The organism is Paenibacillus silagei (genome assembly GCF_017874735.1).
Taxonomy (GTDB): domain Bacteria; phylum Bacillota; class Bacilli; order Paenibacillales; family Paenibacillaceae; genus Paenibacillus_AQ; species Paenibacillus_AQ silagei.
The window spans coordinates 139,639-155,033 of the sequence record NZ_JAGGLV010000016.1 but is presented as its reverse complement, the minus strand read 5'-3'; the positions used below and the strand labels follow the sequence as shown (position 1 = coordinate 155,033).

16 protein-coding genes and 1 riboswitch are annotated in these 15,395 nt (G+C 53.0%); of the genes, 7 read left to right on the top strand and 9 right to left on the bottom strand.

The window, feature by feature from the left end; translation table 11 throughout:
* Positions 1–161: 161 nt before the first annotated feature.
* From J2Z70_RS22135 to J2Z70_RS22125, 3 genes are all read right to left on the bottom strand, one after another.
* Complete coding sequence (locus J2Z70_RS22135) at positions 162–509, bottom strand: YflT domain-containing protein (protein ID WP_076080447.1); 348 nt, start codon at positions 507–509, stop codon at positions 162–164.
* A gap of 91 nt (positions 510–600) precedes the next feature.
* Positions 601–1,137, bottom strand: a complete 537-nt coding sequence (locus tag J2Z70_RS22130; protein WP_209876812.1) for a hypothetical protein — start codon at positions 1,135–1,137, stop codon at positions 601–603.
* 67 nt (positions 1,138–1,204) lie between these two features.
* Positions 1,205–1,711, bottom strand: coding sequence for a DUF948 domain-containing protein (locus J2Z70_RS22125; RefSeq protein ID WP_036730309.1), 507 nt, complete (start codon positions 1,709–1,711; stop codon positions 1,205–1,207).
* A gap of 187 nt (positions 1,712–1,898) precedes the next feature.
* Here J2Z70_RS22125 and J2Z70_RS22120 point away from each other — a divergent pair, with 187 nt between their 5' ends.
* Both J2Z70_RS22120 and J2Z70_RS22115 read left to right on the top strand, forming a co-directional pair.
* Complete coding sequence (locus tag J2Z70_RS22120) at positions 1,899–2,066, top strand: DUF1328 domain-containing protein (protein ID WP_036730311.1); 168 nt, start codon at positions 1,899–1,901, stop codon at positions 2,064–2,066.
* A 323-nt stretch (positions 2,067–2,389) separates the two neighbouring features.
* Positions 2,390–2,794 (top strand): hypothetical protein, encoded by a 405-nt coding sequence (locus tag J2Z70_RS22115; RefSeq protein ID WP_209876810.1) that lies wholly within the window; start codon positions 2,390–2,392, stop codon positions 2,792–2,794.
* 269 nt (positions 2,795–3,063) lie between these two features.
* On the opposite strand, the gene J2Z70_RS22110 is transcribed toward J2Z70_RS22115, so the two are convergent.
* The gene (locus J2Z70_RS22110) at positions 3,064–4,161 is read right to left on the bottom strand and encodes a C40 family peptidase (RefSeq protein ID WP_209876808.1); all 1,098 of its coding nucleotides are present in this window, start codon (positions 4,159–4,161) and stop codon (positions 3,064–3,066) included.
* A gap of 212 nt (positions 4,162–4,373) precedes the next feature.
* Positions 4,374–5,243, bottom strand: a complete 870-nt coding sequence (locus tag J2Z70_RS22105) for a cation diffusion facilitator family transporter (protein WP_076080437.1) — start codon at positions 5,241–5,243, stop codon at positions 4,374–4,376.
* A 131-nt stretch (positions 5,244–5,374) separates the two neighbouring features.
* On the opposite strand from J2Z70_RS22105, the gene J2Z70_RS22100 reads away from it, so the two are divergent.
* Positions 5,375–5,560 (top strand): hypothetical protein, encoded by a 186-nt coding sequence (locus J2Z70_RS22100; protein WP_036694961.1) that lies wholly within the window; start codon positions 5,375–5,377, stop codon positions 5,558–5,560.
* A 111-nt stretch (positions 5,561–5,671) separates the two neighbouring features.
* Here J2Z70_RS22100 and J2Z70_RS22095 read toward each other — a convergent pair whose 3' ends face one another.
* Together J2Z70_RS22095 and J2Z70_RS22090 are read right to left on the bottom strand one after the other, a co-directional pair.
* Entirely contained in the window at positions 5,672–7,297 is a 1,626-nt protein-coding gene (locus J2Z70_RS22095; RefSeq protein ID WP_209876806.1) for an ABC-F family ATP-binding cassette domain-containing protein, read from the bottom strand.
* Between the two features lie 117 nt (positions 7,298–7,414).
* Complete coding sequence (locus J2Z70_RS22090; RefSeq protein WP_209876804.1) at positions 7,415–8,413, bottom strand: MBL fold metallo-hydrolase; 999 nt, start codon at positions 8,411–8,413, stop codon at positions 7,415–7,417.
* Positions 8,414–8,815: 402 nt separating this feature from the next.
* Between J2Z70_RS22090 and J2Z70_RS22085 the strand changes: the two genes are divergently transcribed.
* Both J2Z70_RS22085 and J2Z70_RS22080 read left to right on the top strand, forming a co-directional pair.
* Entirely contained in the window at positions 8,816–9,949 is a 1,134-nt protein-coding gene (locus J2Z70_RS22085) for a conserved virulence factor C family protein (RefSeq protein ID WP_209876802.1), read from the top strand.
* A gap of 97 nt (positions 9,950–10,046) precedes the next feature.
* A riboswitch (Lysine riboswitch) is annotated at positions 10,047–10,264 on the top strand.
* Positions 10,265–10,416: 152 nt separating this feature from the next.
* On the top strand, positions 10,417–11,904 hold the full coding sequence (locus J2Z70_RS22080) for an amino acid permease (protein ID WP_209876801.1): 1,488 nt from the start codon (positions 10,417–10,419) through the stop codon (positions 11,902–11,904).
* 452 nt (positions 11,905–12,356) lie between these two features.
* Here J2Z70_RS22080 and J2Z70_RS22075 read toward each other — a convergent pair whose 3' ends face one another.
* Positions 12,357–13,007 carry a nitroreductase family protein gene (locus tag J2Z70_RS22075; protein WP_155991646.1) on the bottom strand — a complete coding sequence of 217 codons (651 nt, stop codon included), beginning with the start codon at positions 13,005–13,007 and terminating at the stop codon, positions 12,357–12,359.
* Between the two features lie 118 nt (positions 13,008–13,125).
* Between J2Z70_RS22075 and J2Z70_RS22070 the strand changes: the two genes are divergently transcribed.
* A complete protein-coding gene (locus J2Z70_RS22070; RefSeq protein ID WP_036730325.1) occupies positions 13,126–13,491 on the top strand; it encodes a MerR family transcriptional regulator in 366 nt (121 codons plus the stop codon).
* Between the two features lie 86 nt (positions 13,492–13,577).
* On the top strand, positions 13,578–13,895 hold the full coding sequence (locus J2Z70_RS22065; RefSeq protein WP_209876799.1) for a DUF3889 domain-containing protein: 318 nt from the start codon (positions 13,578–13,580) through the stop codon (positions 13,893–13,895).
* Between the two features lie 39 nt (positions 13,896–13,934).
* Here the strand turns inward: J2Z70_RS22065 and J2Z70_RS22060 are convergent, their stop codons facing one another.
* Positions 13,935–15,074, bottom strand: a complete 1,140-nt coding sequence (locus J2Z70_RS22060) for a transglutaminase domain-containing protein (protein WP_209876797.1) — start codon at positions 15,072–15,074, stop codon at positions 13,935–13,937.
* Positions 15,075–15,395: the final 321 nt, after the last annotated feature.

Here is a 15,395-nt window from a genome sequence, read left to right as displayed (position 1 = left end):
TCATTCTATCATACGATATTTACACGGCCTGTTACCAACCAGCTAGATATTGGCATAAAGCAGGTCCCGGCTTCAACAAAGTAACCTCCAGCTCCACTAACATCTAGTGGGACTGGAGGTTACGCTATTGTACTATTAAGGTCAGCGAAGCCAACCCGCGATTATTGTGGGTTTCTTTTGGCAATGACCAGAACCTTGCCTGTATCAAGCTCTTTCTCGTAAAATGCCGCTTCCGCTGCGCTGAAGCCCAGTGAAGTGATCTTGAAGCGTAAAGCGTCGCCGCGCGAACGGAATAGGTTGGCAATGGCACCGAACAGCCCTTCTTCACTCAGCCCCACTTCATTAGTATCTGCGGCGTCCACGATACGCCCTTCACGGTCTTCATCGTGACTGATCACATAAAGATCCTCTCTGGTGTAGCCGCTGCTACGGAGCCGATTCACTTCTTCGATCGCCTGAACGCCGTTCTCCAGGAGCTTGGCATAAGCCTGTGTACCTGTTGAATCCATGAGATCACTCTCCTTCATAATGAATAAAGGCCCAGCCACCGGATGGATGACTGAGCATTCATTAACCCAAATCGCCGCGCTCGAAACAGCTTCAGAAGGAATAAGCGTCGAATAAATCCAGCCCGGCCCATTCGCCGCTCTCCGTATTGCGGTAGATCTTGAGCGCAGCCTCTCCTCTAATATAAACATCCCCATCCTCAGCTTCAAAATCAGGCGCTCCCAGCATATCCTGCACGTTCATGGCCTGCGGATTAAGCATCCGTCCATTGAGGCTCAGACCATATTGTCCGGCCTGGGAAGGCGAAGCATGAACATACAGGACAACACCGCCGCATACCCCCGCCGAGCTATCGGCATACTGATATTCAAGACACCCGGCCCAAGGATCTTCAACAATCTGCTGAGGGGTTCCCTTGATCTGCAGCAGCTCCTCTTCCGTCATATATAAGCTAATACCGGACAAGGAGTCGAAGCTGCTTATGTAGAGATCGGCAGCTGCGCTATGCTCGAAGGCGAATATTACCGGCAGCTGTGCAGCGGTACCGGGAGCGGGAGAAACAGTCTCATCCTGCGGCGGTGCAGATATGAAGGGAGCAAGCAGACTTAGCAAGAGAATAACCATTTTCATAGGGTTCCCGCCTTTCATGAGCTGGTATTGCCCCGTCCTGAGCCCCGCCGTATTTCATTCCATCGTATTAATGGCGGAATTTCTGCCAGATTGCAGCGGCTGCATCCACGCCTTTGAGGGCTGAGGCTATCTTGCCCTTGGATTTGCTTGAACTCACTGCCTCATAGGATTGTACGGTTCTCTCCTCAGCCGGTGTTAACGGGGCTTCTGCGATGGATACCGATTTTGCCTTATCCTTCAGTTCACGTGATTTACGGAATTTCTCAATTACCGTTACAGATACCTGCTTCACGGTCAATGTCAGCTCGTTCATGACATCGCCCAGATTCTTTACAGAATCCACGATCGGGTCAATCTTCTGAATTTTACCCTGCACATCCGCTGTGATGTCATTGGCATGCCGGACTGTTGTTTTAACTTCATAGGTTAGCTCATCAATAGTCTTCTGAACCTCCTGCAGAGTTTGGCTGACCTTGTCGAGCGATTCCTTCGCTGACTTTAAGGTTTTGATTAAGAAGAATACGAGTACTGCGAATGCGATAGCAGCCAGTGCTACGCTAAGTTCAATGATCATTGTGGATAACCCCTTCCAAGTGTGTAAATTATCGGTTTGCACTGTCTGATACTGCATAGTTACCCTTACAGAATTAGGCCGAAACAAAGGCCAAGCCCCTGGAATCCTCTTCCTTTCCTCCCTGTTTCAAATGGATACGCCCCGTTTAAACAATGACTACATCAACGCACAGAAAGGATGACATCTCATGCTAAGATGGTCAATAATTCTGCTGGTAGTCGCCCTGATTGCCGGTATCTTCGGATTCTTCAATATTGTGGCGGCGGCTGTCGGCATCGCCAAAGTATTGTTCTACATCTTCCTGGTCCTCTTCGTGGTCTCACTCTTTATGGGGCGCAGAGGACGATCTATGTAGGCAAGCCCACGTTAGCTGACTGCCGGACAGGCAGTGCTGCAGGCCCGGAGGTCTCCGCCAGGAGATCCTCGGGCCTCTTGCTGTTCCCGCCATTCTTATGTAGTGTTGAAATGGGCTTCATTCCCCTTCAAAAAGTATAGGCCTTTCCGCTCAGGTTGTCATCCGTGATTCAGTCCGTAATGAAGCGTTCCCCCGCTAAGGCCGGACAAGAAAAATAAAATTTATTGATGCCGCTGGTTCATTCAATGCAATTTATGTTTACATCCTTATTAGCACAGCACGAACATAGAAAATTACACCATCATACCTAGGAGGAATCATCGATGAAAAAATTAGCCAGTTTAACAGTAGCAATGGGTCTTATGGCTTCCTTGGCAGCAACAGCTTCCGCAGCTGAGGTAGTAACAGGAACAACAGAAACTACCAAAACCACTTCTTCCGATGCAGTAACTACTGTAACCGGAGTAACTTACCTGAATCCGGCAGACCCTGTTATCACCCAGGCTGATCTTAAGCCGGCAACACCTCAGATCATTCTGACCAAACTCACAGCATTCCATCTTTCTGCGGGAAGCACAACTGCTATTGGCTGGCTGGGTGCACAGACTGTGGATACTACTGGTGTGATCACGAAAGACGCTATGGGCAACGAATGGAGAGAAATCTACACTTGGCTGGGTAAAGCCTGGATCAAGGTTCCTGCCTCTGCATACGTAATCAATCCATAAGCGATTCGACATATAGGAGTCATAGCTGCTCCACTCATATGCTGCAGCTATGACTCAACGGATGTACCTAACAAGGCACGTGGACGCCAATCCAAACGGCCTTTTTTTGCGTCTAATGGATGCTAAATTCCCCCACCAAAACATATAAAAAGGGTTATCCCTCCAGTAGAATCTTCTACTGGAGGGATAACCCCGCCATACACCCGCTTGTAGTTCACCCGTCACAAACTTGTACTGCCTGTCGCTTCTTGCTGTCCTAGCTGTATATATTAGCGGATGACCGAGCCTCCGTACAGGAAACGGTTCATCCAAGAAGCGCTAAGATTATCCACTCTTACACCGCCGGAGCTTACTGAATAGGTATGCAGCAGCTTCCCGTCACCCAAATACATGGCGACATGCGTAATTCTTGCCGTAGATTTGTTGATTCCGGCATAAGCAGAGGGAGAAGTTCCTTTATAATCCATGAAGAACATCAAATCTCCCCGCTTCAAGCCGGATACATCCGTAACTGCACCACTGTTCTGCTTCACCCAGTCCCCTTGCTGCCGGGAATCGGCAGGCAGCTTCAAGTTCGCTGCATCCATGAAGATCTGGCGGATGAAATCAGAGCAATCGAAGGTACTTGTATTATTGCGGTCAGAGCCGTATTCATATGGTGTTCCCAGATAGCCCATGCCCGCTGATATCACTCGTTCAATCACAGCAGTCTGCCCGGCTGTAGGTACAGGTGCCGGAGCTGGTGTTGGAACAGGTGCCGGCACCGGTGTCTGAACAGGTGCAGGTGTTGGAGCTGGAGTGGCTGGAGCAGGCGGCGATGAAGCACCCGCTGTAATATATTGATCGGATGAGCTTGTATAACCCACCGTCCCGTTTGCCGTTCTTATTTTGTACCAATAGCTGTTAGTCTCTTCAAGAATGGTTACCTGGTCATTCTTATAGAGATATCCAACCACTTGACCGCTGGTTGCAGGGGTATCCCTTACACGGACCGTGGCCTGAATCACCGCTGTCCGGGACGCAGGTGCGGAAGCTGTAGCTACCCGGATATAGGAATCCCCTGAGCTCATATACCCCACAATTCCCTCTGCAGTTCTTACTTTGTACCAGTAGCTGTTCGCAGCTTCCAGAATAACTACCTGGTCGCCTTTATTCAGATATTTCAGTACCGTGCTGCTGGTAGACGGATCTGTACGCAGCCGTACCGAAGCTTCAATAATGCCTGTCTGTCCAGCGGAAGCTGCCAAGGTTGTAATCGAAGAATCGGTTGCAGCGAAAGCCTGCCCGGGACTGAACACTCCCAAGGATAATGCCAGTGATGCGGAAACCCATAACGATGCTGTAATTTTCTTGCGTGATACGATCATAGCGTTCCCCCGCTTAGCGTATTAAGAAAATCAACAACGGCGCGCGCTACGTTTGTTGCTTTCTGCCCTCATTATAGGCTGGCCCGGGATTTGGAACATGCTCCAAATTTCACAAAAAACCTTTCCATCTTATGGTAACATACAGGTCTATAGTCTCGATTTCTCCTTGGATTTGGTGGAAATTACAGCTAACTAGGAGAAATCATGGAATGTTAGTCCTTGGGCTCCACGTGAACTTGCACATGCATGATGTTGTGCAGCTTGGTCATCCGTTCTTCAATCGAGTCGCTGATCTCATGCCCTTCCATGACTGTCATGCGGGCATTCACCTCTACGACTACATCCACCAGCACATGATTGCCGTGTACACGGGCCTTCAGATCCTTGATGCCCTCTACGCCCGGTGTCCGGGCAATGGTGCTGCGCAGGTCCAGCAGCTTGTCTTCGTCAAATCCGTCCGTCAGCCGGTACGTGGAATCGCGGAAAATATCCCAGGCGGTCTTGATAATCAGCAAGCCGACTCCGATGGCAGCCGCGGAATCGATCCACGGCAGTCCGAACTGTGCCCCTACAATCCCTACAGCTGCACCTACGCTTACGATAGCATCCGAGAAATTATCCTTGGCAGCAGCCATCAGAGCATGGTTATTAATTCGCTCGGCCAGACGCTTGTTATATATATATACCCCCATCATCGCTACCGCACACACCAGCGCAACACCGGCAGACCAGAGCTGCGGCGTGGCCTTCTCCCCCTCGAACAGCGAGCGCACCGCCTCCACAATAACCTGAATACCCACCAGCGCCATAATAAAAGAAGCCATCAGCGCTGCAATCGTCTCGGCCCGGAAATGCCCGTAGGTGTGATCGGAATCCGGCGGCTTCCGCGAGATGCGCAGCCCGATCAGCACCGCCAGCGAGGCCACAATATCGGTTAAATTGTTGAATCCGTCCGCCAGGAGCGCACTGGAAGCGAACAAGTAGCCGCAGATCAGCTTGAAGGCAGACAGAACCAGATAAGCAGCAATGCTGACCATCGCACCCTTTTCACCCTTGCGTATATCCTCATAAATATCGGTCATTTCTGCCGCCCCTCCCATCCTTTGCCGCATAATTACAGGAAAACTTTCTTTGAGTTATTCTTGCCCTTGTAGCAGCATTTAAAAACAATTAGAATAAGGAATAAGGACTTGCTGCCTAAGGGGGTAACATAATGAGCGAGAACAATGAGAAACCAAAAATTAATTTGGCTGATGCGATCCGCCAGAAGCTGGAGCAGAAGAAACAGCATGCTTCAGGAAAACCGGGTTCAACCTTCCAGGCCGGCTCCGCGAAACCGCTGAAAAGCCAGAATAACAAGAAGCCTAACAATCAGCGCCGCCGGACTGGCGGTTCCTAGACTTCTAGGTTGTTGTATATGATGAACATAAACGGCTGCGTAATCCCTCCGGGGACGACGCAGCCGTTTGTATATGAACTCATAACTGTTCATTCTGCCTATATCTAGTTCTTAAGCTTCTACAGGGTACATCCGGGCACGCATTTCCTTGATCTCCGGGTTCTCCAGATACTCGTCATAGCTCATCGTACGGTCAATAATTCCAGCCGGAGTAATCTCGATAATGCGGTTGGCAATCGTCTGGATGAACTGATGGTCATGGGAGGTGAACAGGATCGTGCCGTCAAAGTCGATCAGTCCGTTATTGAGCGCGGTGATCGACTCCAGGTCCAAGTGATTGGTAGGCTCATCGAATACCAGCACGTTGGCTCCGTTCAGCATCATCTTGGCCAGCATACAGCGGACCTTCTCGCCCCCGGACAATACGCTTGCCTTCTTCAGTGCTTCTTCGCCGGCGAACAGCATCCGGCCCAGGAAGCCGCGCAGGAAGGTCTCGTCCTGATCCTTGGAGTATTGGCGCAGCCATTCCACCAGGTTCATATTCACCCCGTCGAAGTAGCTGGAGTTATCCTTAGGGAAATACGCCTGGGTAGTTGTCACTCCCCAAGTGTACTCACCCGCATCTGCTTCCTTCTCGCCCATAATGACATCGAACAGCAGGGATTTAGGCTGGGAATGCGGTCCTACAAAAGCGATCTTATCCCCTTTGTTGACTACAAAGCTGATTTCATCCAGCACCTTCTCACCGTCCACTGCCTTGGTCAGGCCGCTGATCGTAAGCAGCTGCTTGCCGGCTTCACGCTCCGGCTTGAAGTTCAGGAACGGATATTTACGGTTGGACGGACGGATGTCATCCAGGGTAATCTTCTCGAGCTGCTTCTTACGGGAAGTCGCCTGCTTCGATTTCGAGGCGTTCGCCGAGAAGCGCTGAATGAAGGCTTGCAGCTCCTTCATCTTGTCTTCCTTCTTCTTGTTGGCATCGCGCTGCAGCGCCTGGGCCAATTGGCTGGACTCATACCAGAAGTCGTAGTTGCCGACATACATCTGGATTTTGCCGAAATCGATATCCGCAATATGCGTACAGACCTTGTTCAGGAAGTGACGGTCATGGGATACCACGATAACGGTGCCTTCGTAGTCCATAAGGAAATTCTCCAGCCAGCCAATCGATTCAAGATCCAAATGGTTGGTAGGCTCATCGAGCAGCAGGTTGTTCGGACGTCCGAACAGGGCCTGGGCCAGCAGGACCCGCACCTTCTCGTTGCCGCTGAGTTCGGCCATTTTCTTGTCGTGCATCTCACGCATGATACCAAGACCGATCAGCATGGCGGCTGCGTCAGGCTCGGCGTCCCAGCCGTTCAGCTCCGCGAATTCGCCTTCCAGCTCACCGGCACGAAGTCCGTCTGCTTCGGTGAAGTCGCTCTTTGCGTACAGGGCGTCCTTTTCCTTCATAATTTCATACAGGCGGGTATGACCCATGATTACGGTCTCCAGCACCTGGAACTCGTCATACTCGAAATGGTTCTGTTTCAGTACGGCCAGACGTTCACCGGGTGTGATGTGCACATCGCCGATGTTCGCTTCGATCTCTCCGGACAGAATCTTTAGGAAGGTCGATTTGCCGGCGCCGTTCGCGCCAATCAGACCGTAGCAGTTGCCGGGTGTGAATTTTATGTTTACATCCTCAAATAGTGCGCGTTTTCCGTAGCGGAGTGTTATACCGCTTGTGCTAATCATTAAGCATTACCATCCTTTTCACATAGGTTCCGGCTCATTATAGCATAAAATCAAGCAAAATGGCCCTTATTACGGCTCTTATTTAAGTAGAAGTGTTTAATACAAGCCTTCTACGGGCTATTGCCCCGCCGGGCGTTCCTCGGGCTGGACGACCAGCGTCTCCCCGTATCCGAGGGTACGGATACGCTCCTCGCCAAGCCCCTGGGCCACCCTCGCCTGCTCCATCCGGTCCAGCGCTTCGCGGGCGGTATCATCGGCCAGCCTGAAGGTGCCGAAGTGCATCGGAATCATCAGCTCGGCGCCTACATCAAGGAAGGCCTGCACGGCCTCCTCGGGATTCACATGCTGGGAGTTCATGAACCATTCAGGCTCATAAGCGCCAATCGGCATCAGCGCAACATGCAGCTTGAAGCGTCTGCCGATCTCCTTGAAGCCCGGGAAGAAGCCGCTGTCTCCGGCAAAATAGAGGTTCGGCGGAAGCAGCTTATGCTGCGCCTTACCCTCTTCCCCCTCCGGATGCTTCTGCGGGTCTGCCGGCTGAAGCACATAACCGCCCCAGTGCGAGGAATTCGTATCGAACGGCGTTCTCCGCGTCCAGTGCTGGGTCGGGACAAATGTCAGCTTGACGGCGCCCAGTGTAATCTCCTCCCACCACTGCATTTCCTGGCAGTTCGGGAAGCCTTTGCGGAGCATTTTGCGCTTAAGTCCGGCAGGCACCACAAGGGTTGTTCCTGCCCGGTACAGCTTGCGGATGGACGCAATATGCAGGTGATCATAGTGGGAATGAGAGATCAGAATCAGATCGATGGGCGGGATATCCGCAAGCGGAATGCCCGGCTGCCCGATCCGTTTCTCGAAGCCCAGACGCCGCGCCCAGATCGGGTCGGTGATGATATTAAGCCCTTCGTATTGCAGAAAAAAGGTAGAGTGCCCGATCCAAGTAATCGTTGTCTCCAGCCGGTTCCCGGCCAGATAGTCGAGCCGCGGCGGATGATTCGGCACTTTATAGGTGTAATCCTTCTTCTTCCTGCGGCGTTCCTCGCGCCATTGGCGGAATTCCTTAAGTGTTTTATCGGTGCTTACATTGTCGATGTTGTTATATCGTATTCTGGCCATAGCAAGAACCACTCCTTATAGCAGATTTGCCATTTCTGTTGCCGGCGGCAAACCACATGTCTTAACTATAGGGTTCCGCAGAATCATTTGCAAAATTACAGGGCCCTGCGGGACGCTCATTACAAATTGTACCCAAATGGCTAAAGGGGAAACGTCCGGGCATCAGTTGTCAGGGATCAGGCGGATTTAACGGGCGGTATGGGGCAGCAGGAGGCGGTATCAGGCGGCATAAGGAAGGATGAAATCCTGCACGAATTGCAACATTCCCGTTTGAGTTGCTAATTCAACAATATTTTAAATTTTAGCGGCTTCGCGTCCGCCCCTTTGTATTCACTTGCTTAAATGAGGTAAAATGCGGGTAAAGCAAACGGTGCTTATGCTACTTAGAAGAGGAGCTGACATATGAAGATTACATTTATTGAACCGACACCGAGTCCAAATACCATGAAGCTTCATCTCGATGAAAGCCTTGCACCCGGTGTCCGCCGGACCTATACCCCGGAGACCCGGCGCTCCGCCCCTTCCTGGGCGCAGGAGATGCTGGAGATTCCAGGCGTTACGAGTATTTATCATGCCGCTGACTTCGCCGCGCTGGAGCGCAAAGGCAGTGCGGACTGGGCTGCAATTCTGCGCGAGGTCCAGAACCGCTTCGGAGCGGACGGCCTCAGCGCGGAATACAGTCTCGGCGATGAGAATGACGGCACCCACTACGGGGAGTCCCAGGTGTTCGTGCAGATGTTCCGTGGCATCCCGATCCAGATCCGCGTCAAGACCGGCGCGAAGGAGGAGCGCATCGCCCTCTCCAGCCGCTTCACCCAGGCGGTGACCGATGTGGCCAGCGCCGTGATGATCAAGGAGCGCAAGCTCAGTGATTACGGCGTACGCTACGGCGAGCCGCCGGAGATTGCCCGCGAGGTCGAGCAGGAGCTGGAGGCGGCGTATCCGCAGGAACGCCTCGACTCCCTCGTGCAGCAAGCCATCGCGCACGGGGCTGCCGGCGAGTTCGTCGAGCAGCGGCACAAGAAGGAGCAGGCCGAGCTGCTGCGGGACCTGCACGATGCGGATTGGCGCGTGCGCTACGCCGCGCTGGAGGATCTGGCGCCGGGCGAGCAGCTCCTGCCGGAGCTGCGGGCGGCGCTGCACGACCCCAAGCTGCAGATTCGCAGACTTGCGGTCGTGTACCTGGGCGACATCCGCACGCCGGGTGCAATGGAGCTGCTCTATGAGGCGATGAAGGACAGCGCCCCGGCCGTGCGGCGCACAGCCGGGGACACGCTCTCCGACATCGGCGACCCGGCGGCGACACCGGTGATGACGGCGTCGCTCAGTGATGCCAGCAAGCTGGTGCGCTGGCGGGCGGCACGCTTCCTCTACGAAGTCGGGACCGCCGAGGCCCAGGACGCGCTGAGCGTGGCTGCCGAAGACCCCGAATTCGAGGTAGGTCTCCAGGCCAAGATGGCGCTGGAGCGAATTCTGTCCGGCGCGGAAGCAGCAGGCACTGTCTGGCAGCAGATGTCAGAGCGCCGGCGGAGCTGACGTGAACCTGCCGTATTTTGTCATTGCCTGAGAAGCCGGTATGCCTTATACTGATTCCTGTTGTTCATATCGTTCAAAGATAGCCTCATCATACCTAGGATGAGGTAGAGGTCGCGGATAAGAAGAGTAAGCGCGTGGAGATGCCTAAGAGCCATCAGTGATACGCGCCCAAAGGAATATCCGCCGAAATCGTAACTGCTGCTCTTAGTCCGCAGCTACGATTGGGGCCGTTTGCCGAAAGGCGCGGAACTGTCACTGTGTATTGCCGCCTGTCAGGAGACTGCGGGAGCTGCACTGTGTTGCGCTATCTTAACAGGGAGTATGATGCGGAGCCTATAATCAGGAAACCGCAGCGTCCGTCTGCGGTTTTTTTGCGTGCAGCATGCCGGGAAGAAGACACCGGCACATGCAGGCAGCGGCACTCCCCCTGTGAACAGAACTATCAATTTAAAGGGAGTGTCTTATTCATGCAAGCACAGCAGCCTAAACGGCCGGCAGTACAGGCGGGCAACGCCAATACGCCGGGCCTGCGCAAATCCTTCAAAGCAAGACATCTGACCATGATCGCCCTCGGCGGTTCGATCGGAACCGGACTGTTCCTCGCCAGCGGCGGGGCCATCGCCTCCTCCGGTCCGGGCGGAGCACTGCTCGCCTACACGGCCGTCGGCATTATGGTCTATTTTCTGATGACCAGCCTTGGGGAGCTGGCCACCTATCTGCCCGATTCCGGTTCCTTCAGCACCTACGGTACACGGTTCGTCAGCCCCGCCTTCGGCTTCGCTATCGGCTGGAACTTCTGGTACAACTGGGCAGTAACCATTGCAGCTGAACTGTCAGCGGCCACCGTTATCATTAAGTACTGGTTCCCGGACAGTCCTTCGTTCCTGTGGAGCCTGCTCTTCCTGGCGCTCATGTTCGGCCTGAACTTCCTGTCTGCGAGGGGGTATGGCGAGTCGGAATACTGGTTCGCCATTATCAAGATTATTACGGTGGTCGTCTTCCTGACGGTCGGCGTCCTGATGATCTTCGGGATTCTGGGCGGCAAGGCGGTGGGCTTCAGCAACTTCCAGCTCGGAGGCAGCTCGTTCCATGGCGGCTTCTTCGCCTTCGTGGGGGTCTTCATGGCCGCCGGGTTCTCCTTCCAGGGAACAGAGCTGGTCGGCGTAGCCGCCGGAGAGAGCGAGAATCCGCGCCGCAACGTGCCGATCGCGATCCGCCAGGTGTTCTGGCGCATCCTGATCTTCTATATTTTCGCCATTGCCGTCATCGGTATGCTGATTCCTTATACGAATCCCGATCTGCTCCGCAGCGGTATTGATGATATCGGCGTCAGCCCGTTCACCATCGTCTTCAACAAAGCAGGGCTGGCGATTGCCGCCTCGGTCATGAATGCCGTGATTCTCAGCTCCGTGCTGTCTGCCGGGAATTCCGGGATGTACGCCTCCACCCGTGTCCTGTACGCCATGGCCAAGGATGGAATGGCACCACGCGCGCTCGGCAAGCTGAACCGCAGAGGTGTTCCTGTAGGCGCATTGCTCGTGACTACCGCTGTCGGCATGCTCGCCTTCCTTGCCTCCTTCTTCGGAGACGGCGCGGTGTACAATTGGCTGCTTAACGCTTCCGGGATGTGCGGCTTCATCAACTGGCTCGGGATTGCCGTCTGCCATTACCGGTTCCGCCGGGCCTTCGTGAAGCAGGGCCATTCGCTAGAGGAGCTGCCTTACCGGGCAAGATGGTTCCCGTTCGGTCCGCTGTTTGCCTTCGCTCTGTGTATGGTCGCCGTATTCGGCCAGAACATGGGCGCCTTCACCGGTGCGAAGATCGACTGGTACGGCATACTAGTCTCCTATGTCAGCGTGCCGCTGTTCCTGCTGATCTGGCTGGGCTATGGCTGGTTCCGCAAGAGCAGCCTTATCCCGCTGGAGAAGTGTGATCTGAGCACCCACGCAGACTGATTCATTGGAGCAGCATATAAATTCTTATCTTTCAGCAAAAGACCGGTTTTGATCCCGCAAAAGTGGGCCAAAACCGGTCTTTTATATATTGCTAGTACCTTATCAGATTTAAAATAGTGGATCAGACGCAAGTCCCCTTCAAATAACATCTTTTTTCCAAGCGGGCCTTGTTCTTCAGGGCGTTTGGCTTAGCGTAAAGGAATGAGGTGCGCTTATTTTGGGAAGAAAGTCGCCTATTGGGCGAGTAACGGACTCCACAGGCCTTATCCTTTGCACTTCAGCTCCGAAACGGCTCATAGAGAGACTCTAAGGTCGCCTGAGTCCGTTACACTGCAAAAAGTGGCGTTTTCGCGGGGATAAGATCTCTCCGGTCCGTTAGATTTTGGGTTGTAACTCTGACGCTTTACTAGCTTAAATTTGCTTCTCTTCGTGGGAATTCCGGCAACTGCTGTTTATGCCCAGGTTGTGATGGTCTCAACCGGCAGACGGTAGGATGGATACCCCTCTTTGGCGGCTTTGCCTATCGAGATCAGCATGACCGGCTGGAACCGTTCTTTGTCCAGGCCGAACACTTCTGCAATATGCTCCTTGTCATAGCCGGCCATCGGGTTGGTATCGTATCCGTGGGCGCGGGCCACCAGCATTAACTGCATCGCTACAAGCCCCGAGTCAATCAGATTGACATCCCGCAATTCGGACGCGGAAATGTTCGCATAATAAGGCTTGACCTGCTGCAGCTGCATGTCCATCACCTCGCGGGGCATGTACCCGAGTTCTACAGCCTTGCCGAAAATTTCGTCAATATATTCAACGTTGTTCGTATCATAAAATACCGCAATCACAGCCGAGGAGGTGAGCGCCTGGGTCTGGTTGAAAGAGGCCAGCGGTGCAAGCTTCGCTTTGCCTTCAGCGCTGTCAATGACCAGGAAACGCCACGGCTGCATGTTAATGGCAGAGGGGGCGCGGGAAGCTTCCGCCAGAATCTCTGTCAGTTCCTCTCTGCTGATTTTCACCTCAGGATCATAGACTTTCACGGAACGGCGTTCCAGGACAATTTCATTGAAATCATTGGTTTTATGGTATTTCCCCATCATTGTGCTCATGTACATTTCTCTCCTTTTATATAGGAATGGTACGGATGAACGTGAACGTATCATCACTAGAAGAATTGTAAACTATAAAGTATACTTCATAGCAAGAACAATAAATGGGGGGATTGCCATGAAAACCAGTGAAGTTGCCAAAAGGGCTGACCTTCCGATATCAACCCTGCGCTACTATGAGAAAATAGGCCTGATTACGGAGGAGTACATCCTCAGAGAAGAGAATAATTACCGGAATTATGCCCCGGAGATTATTCCGTATCTTGAAGTCATAAAGAATAGCTTAGCTGTTGGATTCTCAATCCACGATATTAAATCGATGATCTCCAAGCAGGGAATATCGAAAGAGGAACAAAAACGGATCATCACCGACAAAATTACGGAAATTGAAGCTGCGCAAAAAAACCTGGAGGCTTCCAAGCAGTCTCTTTACGAGCTTCTCGAAATGAATATTACCTGTGAGAACGGGTACGGAAAATACTAAAACCCCAGAGCTGTGCTCCAGGGAGTCGTATAAAGGCGCGGGGGCCGGGGGACGCTAACCTGTAATTCCAGTTCAAGGAGGCCTTTATGAAAAAAATATGGACAGTAGCCTTGTTGACGTTAGCCCTGGTCCTGAGCAGCCCGTTAAGCCGGAGCTCCGCTGCACCTGACTATGCCCGGTGGGGAACCATCGCCGTGAAGAAGACGCAGCAGAAATACAACGCCGAGATCATCGATTACAAACACATCGGCCGGACCCAGATCAAGCCTAAGCTTGCAGAAGAGAAGTTCAAGCTGGTGGTCCGGAGCAAGGCAGGCCGGGAATTCGGCGTATTCGTGATGGTCCGCTTCAACCCTTCAACAAACAAGCTTCAGACCATCCAATTCCTGGAGACCAAGGCCTGAAGTGCCCCCTGGCTGGTTCGCCGGGTAGCTGATACGCTTTTATTTCCAGGTCACATATACCTTAAGATCTCCTGTATTCTCGAACGGCGAACTGTTGAAGGCCAGGTTATTCAGTCCCAGCCCGTAGAGCACCTGCAGATCCTGCCTCAGCAGTTTGTCGCTTCCGCGATAGCGGAAGAGCAGCGACTGCTGTCCGGCCTCTGCCGCCTGCTTCGCCAGCTCCTTAAGCTGTTCCGCCGACGAAACCACCTGATTCTCCTCGTACAGCCAGTAATTGAGGTCCTTCTGCAGCGTCTTGTATGCCTCCACCCCCTGGCCCCCTTGATTGACCAGCTTAGTCAAGGTCTGGGCATAACTGGTGGAGGCCGCCGGATAGGACTTCGTCCAAGTGTGGTCAAGGCGCATCTGGGCATCCGTCCTCATATAATAGAGCGTGCTGATTCCGCCCTCCGGACTCGGGTCCGGGTCATCCCAGGTGGTGTCGAGATGATACCATGCCCCGTTCATAAGCACCAGATTCCAGGCATGCGACTGGGTCACACCATCTGCCGCTCTGGCCGTCCCTTCCACAATTCTGTTCGGAATCCCCGCCCCCAGCAGCAGCTTATAGGTTAGCAGCGTATAGCCCTGGCAGACCGCACTCCCGGTCTGAAGTCCCTCATAAGCGGTGTATTTGCGGTGCGAGTGATCATATTCCAGATTCAGCACGACCCAGTCGTGGATCGCTTTTACCTTCTGGTGATTGTTCATGCCCGGTGTTATGATCTGCTGCAGAATAGCCTTCACCTGCTTGTTCACATAGGCCGTCTGCTGCAGCGTCTCCCGGTATTCCACCTGAACCGTCACATGAACAGCGCGCGTGCTTCCGCGGTAGGAGAAGGCATAGCTGTCAATAATATAATACAGGTACGGATCGCTCCCCATCGCCTGATTAATTGCCGTCTGGATCTCACTCTTCAGCTTGGCGGTCTTGCCCTGATAAGTGAAGGTAATCGTCTCTCTGCGGTTACTCATCGCTCCAGCCAGCTTCTGCGTCATTCCTTGTGTCGTCTGCACCACCGCCGAATCCGCTGCAGCATACGCATGCTCGTATCCCCAGTACGTCGCAGGCGGTAAAGCAGCAAACACAAGCATAAGTCCAACCGCCGTCTTCAACAGCGATCCCTGTCTCTTCCCCATATGATCCCCGCGCCTCCTGCAATCTATATCATCGGCCGTAGCCGTATGTACTCTATAGTAAATGCCAATCCTGCCATGTTTACAACCCCGATCTGAAGAACGTGAACTTACACCAGTCATTCTTGTCCATTATATTCGGTGAAATAACACTTAAAGTGATTCATCTTGGTATCCCACCTTAGTAGAGCATCAGAATTAAACAAGTGATTTCATTCCTTAAAAACGGTAAGGTATAAGGCTGCGTTCGTAGCGGAAAACAGGGATAAGTGTAGTCTGTACAACTAAAAACAGTGAAACGGGTAGATTTCCTCTTCTAATTGT